This window comes from Kitasatospora putterlickiae, assembly GCF_039527695.1.
Classification (GTDB): Bacteria; Actinomycetota; Actinomycetes; order Streptomycetales; family Streptomycetaceae; genus Kitasatospora; species Kitasatospora putterlickiae.
This window is the reverse complement of record NZ_BAAAKJ010000426.1, coordinates 1-7187: the sequence shown is the minus strand read 5'-3', so window position 1 is coordinate 7187 and position 7187 is coordinate 1. Positions and strand designations below refer to the sequence as shown.

The following is a 7187-nucleotide window of genomic DNA, read 5'->3' as shown; positions in this document are numbered from 1 at the left end:
TGCCCGAGACCGGCCCGCCCACCACCGGACCGCGCGGCGGCGGAACCGCGTTCGCCGGACCCCCGCTCGCCGGGGTCCCGTGGGCCGGGGTCCCGTTCGCCGGAGTCCAGCCGCCTGCCGATTGCCCGCTCATGTCCTCGTCCTCCTGCCATCGCCTGCTCCGGCTCCCCGGCGGCCCGCCCGTCGCGGACGGCCCGGTCGTACGGGAACGGGGCCGGTCCGGCGCCGCCGCAGGGCCTCCGCTCGCCGTGCTCAACGAGCGCGCGGACGGCGGGACATGACCCGGAAGTGGGCCCCGGGGCGCGCCCGGCCCGCCTCACGCCCCGGCCGTACGCTGCCTGCCGGTCCCCGGGTGCGCTCCCCGGAGGTCCGCCACATGCTGGGGGCATGGAAACCAACAGCCCGTCCGGCACGGCGAAGCCCCAGGTCAAGGTCGCCGAGTTCCGCACCGACAGCCGCTACCGGCTGGTCCACTTCGAGGGCCACGGCTGGGAGCCGCTCGGCCCCGAGGAGTTCGAACCGAGGATCAAGCAGGTGTTCCCGGACCTCGATCCCCGCGACCCGGTCCGCGTCGAGTGGGCGGACCGCCCCTGGGAGTGGCCCGCCTGGCACCCGGGCGAGGCCTGACCGCGAGCGTGACGGCCATCCGGGGTACGGTTGACCCGGCCGGTTGACGGCCGCGACGGCCCCGGTTGACGCCGGGAGCCGGTACGCGCCGCGAGGAGGCCGGTCATGGGGGAAGCACGCGACACGGACCGCCCGCCGGGCACCGCCGGCTACGGCGAGCAGGCCGAACGGCTGGCGGCGCAGTACGAGGCCGTCACCTTCGCCGAGGTCCACCGCGAGGCCCTGCACCTGTTCCCGACCCGGCCCGCCGACGTCCTCGACATCGGCGCCGGCAGCGGACGCGACGCCGCCGCGCTGGCCGCCCTCGGCCACCGGGTGGTCGCCGCCGAACCCACCGCCGAGCTGCGCCGGATAGGCGAGCGGCGGCACGCCGACAGCGGCGTCCGCTGGGTCGACGACGCCCTGCCCGCCCTGCCCCGCCTCGGCGCGACGGGCGCGCGCTTCGACGTCGTGCTGCTGACCGCCGTCTGGATGCACCTGGCCCCCGACGAGCGCCCGCCGGCCATGGACGCCCTCACCGCCCTGCTCGCCCCCGCCGGCCGGTTCTTCCTCTCGGTGCGCCACGGCCCCGTCCCGCCGGGCCGCCGGATGTACGACGCTCCGGCCGTCGAAGTCCTCGCCCTCGCCCGCACCCGCGGCCTGCACCCCCTGCTGCACACCGAACGCCCGGACCTGCACGGGCGCTCCGACGTCCACTGGACCGAGCTGGTCCTCTCCGGCGCCCCGTCAGTTCGCCAAGCCGCCGTTGCTCATGAGTAGCTGACCGTTGACCCACTGGCCCTCGGGGGAGCAGAGGAAGGCGACCAGGTTCGCGGTGTCCTCCGGCGTGCCCAGGCGGCCGAGCGGCGTACGGCCCAGGACCGCGCTCCGCACCGCCTCGGTCATCCACCCCGTGTCCACCGGCCCGGGGTTGACCACATTGGCGGTCACCCCCAGATGGGCGAGCTCGTGCGCCGCCGCGAGCGTGATCCGGTCCAGCGCCCCCTTGCTCGCCCCGTACGGCAGGTTGCCCGCCGTGTGGTCACTGGTGAGCGCGACGATCCGGCCACTGCCGGCCGCCCCGGCGAACCGGCGCCCGTACTCGCGGATCAGCAGCCAACTCGCCCGCGCGTTGACCGCGAAGTGGCGGTCGAAGCTCTCCACCGTGGTGTCCAGGAGACCTGAGTCGACCGACTCGCAGTGCCCCAGCACCAGCGCCGTCACACCACCGAGCCGCCGCTCCACCTCATCGAACACCCGCCCCGCCGCGCCCACTTCGGCCAGATCCGCCTCCACCCCCGCGCTCGCCGCCCCCCGCTCCGCCAACGCCCGCTCAACGGCCTCGGCGGCCCCCGCCTCGGCACCCCAGGCCATCCGCCGGTCATAGGGCGCCCAGTAGCTGAAGGCGACGTCCCACCCGTCCTCGGCAAGCCGACACGCGATCCCGGCCCCGATCCCGACCGTCCGCCCGACCCCGGTCACAAGCACCACGGGCCGGGAGGCGGCGGACCGCACTGGTTCGTCATCAACCGTCATGACCCACGATCGTCCGCCTGGTCCGACTGACCGTCAAACCCTTTCTTCCCCAGACGTACCGGGTGCGAAGGGCCCCACCCCGGCGCCCAACTCTCACAGACGCCACGTGCGTCCCGTTCAACGTGGCGTAGGAAGTCGGCCCTCCCGACTTCCTACGCCACACAAGCTGTCCACCATCTCAGTCGAACCTGGATAGTCTTCTCATGCGCCCACCGCATGAGATCCCAAAGGCCCGATATGCCCGACTCTCAACAAACTGCAGAATCCCGCCCCACAGCCGGATAGCCCCCCGGTCCACGAACTCTGCTCCCCGCACACGCGGGGATGGCCCGACGAGTAGATCCGAAGTTCTGGCCCGCCAAAGGGCCGAGGGTGTCCAAGATCAGCTTGTGACGACCGACCTGAACACCCTCTTGACCGCACTGTACGTGAAGATCGATGACGGGATTGGAGGAACACGGTGCCCTGGGCAGGCCGCCGTTGCTCAGCGACTCGGAACTCGTCTGCCCGGCGGTGGCACAGGCCTGCTCGGTTTCCACTCCGAGGCCCGCTGGCTGTGCTACGCGAACAGGCACATGTTGGGCATTTCCGCGCTGGAGCAGTTCCTCGGCGGCGCGGCCGGACTGTCGGTGGCGACGGTGACCCGGCTGACCAGGCAGTGGCAGGACGACCACGCCGGCTTCCAGCGGCGCGACCTGTCGCAGACCGACGGCGTCTACGTGTGGGCCGACGGCGCGCACCCGAAGGTCCGGCTCGGCCGGGCCTGATCGCCCGGGCCGAGGGCCTGCGCGAGTCCACCGGGTCGTGGGCCGGCCTGCTGCGGGACCGCCGTCGGCGTGGCGTGCGGGACCCCGAGTTGGTCGTCGGCGACGGAGCGATGGGCCTGTGGAGGGCCTTGGCCGAGGCCTTCCCGGCCGCCCGCCACCAGCGGTGCCGGGTTCACAAGGCCCGAAACGTCACCAACGCTCTGCCGGAGTCCGCACAGCCGGGCGCGACCAAGGCGATACAGGAGATCTGCGACGTCGAGGACCGAAAGCACGCGGAGAAAGCGATGGAGGCGTTCGTGAAGACTTACGGCACGAGGTGGCCCAAGGCCGTCTCGAAGATCACCGACGACCGGGAGGAACGGCTGGCCTACTACGACTTCCCGGCCGAGCACTGGATCCACCTGCGGACCACGAACCCCATCGAGTCCACGTTCTCCACCGTCAGGCTCCGCACCAAGGTCACCCGCGGCGCGGGCGGCCCGGCTGCGGCCCTGGCGATGGTGTTCGAGCTCGTCGAGTCTGCCCAGGCCCGCCGGCGCGCGATCACCGGTGCCCACCTGGTCCCCCTGGTCCGCGCCGGGGCCCGGTTCGGGAATGTCTTTCCGGTCGAGCGCGAGGCGGCGGCATGATGCGGCATCCGACACTGATCGCCGTCAGCGGCCCGCCCGGGGCGGGCAAGACGACGCTGGCGCACGCCTTGGCCGACGCGCTGGGCTGGCCGGCGGTATGCCGTGACGAGATCAAGGAACGCATGGTCGCCGCCGGCGCCGATCCCGCCGATCACCTGGACCTGAAAACGCTGGAAGCGTTCTTCCGCACCATTGGTGAGCTCGTGAAGTCGGGCACGAGCCTGGTGGCGGAGGCGGCCTTCCAGGACCGCCTGTGGCGTCCGGGCCTCGAACCGCTGGTGGACCTGGCCGGCATCCGCGTCATCCGCTGCGTCGTTGACCCCGAATGCGCCCGCGTGCGCATCACCCGCCGAGCTGCCGAAGTGCCCTCGCGCGCTGTTCACGCGGACGCCGATCTCCTGCGCCGCATCGCCGAGGGAGAACGGCCGATCGAGTCGTGGGTCCCGATTGCCCTCGACGTTCCCTGCCTGGTCGTGGACACCACACAGGACTGGAAGCCGTCCTTGGCCCGGATCGTCGAATTCGCCACGCTCACCCAGCAGTCAACCGCTGACGACCAGTCCACGATCACAAGTACTGACAATGCTTGAGAGCAATGCTCGGAACCTGTGGATCGATAGGGGAGGACATACCTTCCCTGTGATCGATCGGCAGGTCACCGAGTTAGGCCGACGTGGGCGCGTCGGTCGGGAAGGCACGTCCGTGCTCGCCGTAGTCAACGCCGACGGCACCACCCCTGGCGGGGCATCGCTGCTGGACGAGATCGTCCGGGAGGGCGCGCGCCGGATGCTGGCGGCCGCACTGGAGGCCGAGGTCAACGCCAATATGGCCGAGTTGGCTGACCAGCGGGACGAGAGCAGCCTTGCTCGTCGGCCGGACGGGCTGCAGCCCCGTTTGGGTGGCGTAGGAAGTCGGATCGGCCGACTTCCTACGCCACACAAGTGGTTAACCACCTCGACCGAACATGGAGAGGCTTCTCTCGCGCAGCCGAGATATCCCAGAGGTCGGATATATCCGACTCTCAACAACGTGCAGGATTCTGGCCCGCCGCCGGAAAGGCCCCCAGCTCACGAACTGTGCCCCCCGCACACGTTGGGGATGGCTCTCCATGGCTACCGGGGGCCGGCGATGGGGTCCAGCTGATCCCTGCGAGCGTGAGGGAGTGGGCGTCAACCTCGATGCGGGTGAGAGGGCCACTTCTGCGTGAGTGGAGAGCCGGGGGTCTGTTTGGGTGGTGGGTTTCTGCGGCTTGTCGGGAGTTGGGTGTTGCTGATCTTTGGGCGGGGCGGGGGCGCCTTGATGGGGGTCAGGAGGGGGTGGGGGCTCCGAAGTTGTCGGCTACCAGGCGGGTGGCCCAGCGGCGTAGGAGGTCGGATACGGGTGGGTGGTGGAGGTTGGCGGAGTGGGCGAGGTGGTCGGCGGAGGTGGTGTCGTAGCGGTCTTCGGAGAGGAAGGTGAGGGTCTCCGGGTCGGCGCCGGTGAGGCTGCGGGGGAGGCGTCGGACGATGCCTACCGGGATGCGGCCCCGGGGTGGGCGGACGCCCAGGTGGTTGGCGAGGAGGGTGATCAGGTCGGGGAGGGGAGGGGTGGCCGGGTCGAGGACGGTGTGCGTGTGGGCCGGGTCGGTGTCGTGGTTGGGCACGGCGGCGAGGAAGCGGGCCAGGTGGTCGATGGCGACCACCGGGACGAAGGTGCGGGCCGTGCCGGGCAGTAGTGGCAGGCGGCCGGACCAGAGTTGGCGGACCAGTGCGGCCAGTCCCAGGTACTGTCCGGCCTCGCCGGTGATCGAGTGGCCGATGACGGTGCTCGGGTTGACCGTGGTGAGGGGGACGCCGAGTCGGTCGGCGGTCACCCGGACGGCGGCGTCGCCGAGTCGCTTGGAGGCCTCGTACGCGCCGAGGCGGGCGTAGAGGGTGTCGGTCTCGGCGGGCGGGAGAGGGTGGCGGGGTGTGGTGTCCCGGCCGACGCGGTAGCCGGAGACGTGGACCAGTCGGCGCAGGTTCGGGCGGCCGGCGGCCCAGTGCAGGGCGGTGAGTGCGCCGTCGACGTTGGCGGTGTGTGCCGTTGCGCGGTCGAGGCCGAAGCGGAAGAGGGCGGCGAGGTTGTGGACGTCGCGGACCTCGGCGAGGCGGGCGTCGTCTTCGGGGGTGATTCCGAGGCCGGGGAGGGTCAGGTCGGCGGCGACGGTGGTGAGGGGGCGGTCGTCGGCGCCGTGTGCGCGTAGCCAGTGGCGGAGTTCGCGGTCGCGGGCGGTGCCGGGGCGGATGGCGGCGGCCGTCGGTTCGCCGCGGCCGAGGAGTTCGAGGACAAGCCAGCGGCCGAGGAAGCCGGTGGCGCCCAGGACGAGGGTGGTCGGCGGTGCGGTGCTCATGGTGGGCTCCGATTCAGTAGACCGGTCTGCATATTTTTGGCGCAACGAGAAGAATAAGTAGACCGGTCTGCATATTTTTTGGGTGCGGCAGGCTCGGGCGAGCGAGCGCCGGGTCGGCGCTCGCCCGCGTCGGCGTCAGCGGGTGGGTTGCGGGGCGCGGTTCGCGTGCGCGGTGATCAGGTGACGTACGGCGTGGGAGGCGTCGAGCAGCGGTTCCACCGAGCGGCGTACCTGGGCGAGCAGGACCGCGCCCTCCAGCAGCGCGAGCGCCTGGCCGGCGGCGACGTCCGCCTCGGCCGCCTCGAAGCCCTCGGCCGTCAGGCGCTGCGCGAGCACGCGCTGCCAGCCCGCGTACACCTCCGCGCAGACCTGGCGCAGACCCTCGTTGCCGCCCGCGACCTCCAGGGCGACGGTCGCGATCGGGCAGCCCTTGGTGAACCCGGACCGGGTGAGGCGGTCGGCGAAGGCCTGGGTCAGGGCGGTGAGCGCGGTGGCCGTGTCGGCGCCCTCGCGGACGGTCGCGGCGAGCAGGTCCTCGACCTCCTGGCCGGCCTGGGCGAGGGCGGCGGCGACCAGTTGGTCCTTGCCTTCGGGGAAGTGGAAGTAGAGCGAACCGCGCGGTGCGCCGCTCTCCGCCACGACCTGGTTGAGGCCGGTACCGAAGTAGCCGTGTGCTTCGATCAGGCTTCGGGTGCCGGCGATCAGCCGGGCGCGAGTCTCCTCGCCTTTGACTCCCATGCGGAAAACTGTAGACCGGTCTGCATATTTTTGTCGACGGGTATCTGGCCGGGCCCGACTTGATGTGGAGACAGTTGCCGCGCCCGGGCCTTGATCGCCTACCGTTCCGCCCATGACGAAGAGTCGCGCGTCGACCGCAGGTCCACAGGACGGCCGCGCCGGTCACGTTGGCCGCGCCGGTCACGCCGGCCGTACCGCCCTGCTCGCCGCGCTCCTCGTGTCCGCGCCGGCCGCCGCCCCCGCAGCCCCCACCCCTGCCCCCGCAGACCCCATCCCCGCCCCTGCCGCCCCCGCACCCGGCGAGGTCGTCGTCGACGAGCGCTTCAACACCCCCGCCCTCCCCGTCGGCTGGAGTATCGCGGCAGGCGCCTGGAAGGTGGAGAACGGCCGCCTCGTCGGCGCCTCCACCGACGTGAACCAGCAGAGTCGGATCACCTTCGGTCGTCATCTCAACGACTTCCGTGTCGAGGCCACGGTTCGTTTCGAGGGTGTGCAGGACGCCGCGCGGTGGGCGGCGTTGGGTCTGGATGTTCCCGCGAG

At 71.7% G+C, this 7187-nt stretch carries 6 protein-coding genes and 4 pseudogenes; 7 read left to right on the top strand and 3 right to left on the bottom strand.

Annotation, left to right across the window (positions count from 1 at the left end):
* Positions 1–387 precede the first annotated feature (387 nt).
* Positions 388–627: a hypothetical protein gene (locus tag ABD308_RS35345; RefSeq protein ID WP_344344117.1), complete on the top strand. Its 240-nt coding sequence runs from the start codon at positions 388–390 to the stop codon at positions 625–627.
* Positions 628–732: 105 nt separating this feature from the next.
* Positions 733–1386 carry a class I SAM-dependent methyltransferase gene (locus ABD308_RS35340; RefSeq protein ID WP_344344115.1) on the top strand — a complete coding sequence of 218 codons (654 nt, stop codon included), beginning with the start codon at positions 733–735 and terminating at the stop codon, positions 1384–1386.
* Here ABD308_RS35340 and ABD308_RS35335 read toward each other — a convergent pair.
* The gene (locus tag ABD308_RS35335; protein WP_344344113.1) at positions 1354–2142 is read right to left on the bottom strand and encodes an SDR family oxidoreductase; all 789 of its coding nucleotides are present in this window, start codon (positions 2140–2142) and stop codon (positions 1354–1356) included. The genes ABD308_RS35340 and ABD308_RS35335 overlap by 33 nt on opposite strands.
* 389 nt (positions 2143–2531) lie before the next feature.
* Here ABD308_RS35335 and ABD308_RS39815 point away from each other — a divergent pair.
* The 4 genes and pseudogenes from ABD308_RS39815 to ABD308_RS35320 form a co-directional block, all read left to right on the top strand.
* Positions 2532–2720, top strand: a pseudogene (locus ABD308_RS39815) (IS982 family transposase); the annotation flags it as partial.
* 12 nt (positions 2721–2732) lie between these two features.
* Positions 2733–3538 (top strand): annotated as a pseudogene (locus tag ABD308_RS35330) (IS256 family transposase); the annotation flags it as partial.
* Positions 3535–4128, top strand: a complete 594-nt coding sequence (locus tag ABD308_RS35325; protein ID WP_344344111.1) for a P-loop nucleotide/nucleoside kinase family protein — start codon at positions 3535–3537, stop codon at positions 4126–4128. The pseudogene ABD308_RS35330 and the gene ABD308_RS35325, both read left to right, overlap by 4 nt.
* Before the next feature lie 112 nt (positions 4129–4240).
* Positions 4241–4396, top strand: a pseudogene (locus tag ABD308_RS35320) (IS256 family transposase); the annotation flags it as partial.
* 448 nt (positions 4397–4844) lie between these two features.
* Here ABD308_RS35320 and ABD308_RS35315 read toward each other — a convergent pair.
* Together ABD308_RS35315 and ABD308_RS35310 are read right to left on the bottom strand one after the other, a co-directional pair.
* Positions 4845–5909: an SDR family oxidoreductase gene (locus ABD308_RS35315; RefSeq protein WP_344344109.1), complete on the bottom strand. Its 1065-nt coding sequence runs from the start codon at positions 5907–5909 to the stop codon at positions 4845–4847.
* 135 nt (positions 5910–6044) lie between these two features.
* The gene (locus ABD308_RS35310; protein ID WP_344344107.1) at positions 6045–6647 is read right to left on the bottom strand and encodes a TetR/AcrR family transcriptional regulator; all 603 of its coding nucleotides are present in this window, start codon (positions 6645–6647) and stop codon (positions 6045–6047) included.
* A gap of 112 nt (positions 6648–6759) precedes the next feature.
* Here ABD308_RS35310 and ABD308_RS35305 point away from each other — a divergent pair.
* Positions 6760–7187 (top strand): annotated as a pseudogene (locus ABD308_RS35305) (hypothetical protein); the annotation flags it as partial.

Coding starts and splice junctions, on each gene's coding strand:
- ABD308_RS35335 (WP_344344113.1), bottom strand. CDS start 2,142: ATGACGGTTGATGACGAACCAGTGCGGTCCGCCGCCTCCCGGCCCGTG.
- ABD308_RS35315 (WP_344344109.1), bottom strand. CDS start 5,909: ATGAGCACCGCACCGCCGACCACCCTCGTCCTGGGCGCCACCGGCTTC.
- ABD308_RS35340 (WP_344344115.1), top strand. CDS start 733: ATGGGGGAAGCACGCGACACGGACCGCCCGCCGGGCACCGCCGGCTAC.
- ABD308_RS35310 (WP_344344107.1), bottom strand. CDS start 6,647: ATGGGAGTCAAAGGCGAGGAGACTCGCGCCCGGCTGATCGCCGGCACC.
- ABD308_RS35325 (WP_344344111.1), top strand. CDS start 3,535: ATGATGCGGCATCCGACACTGATCGCCGTCAGCGGCCCGCCCGGGGCG.
- ABD308_RS35345 (WP_344344117.1), top strand. CDS start 388: ATGGAAACCAACAGCCCGTCCGGCACGGCGAAGCCCCAGGTCAAGGTC.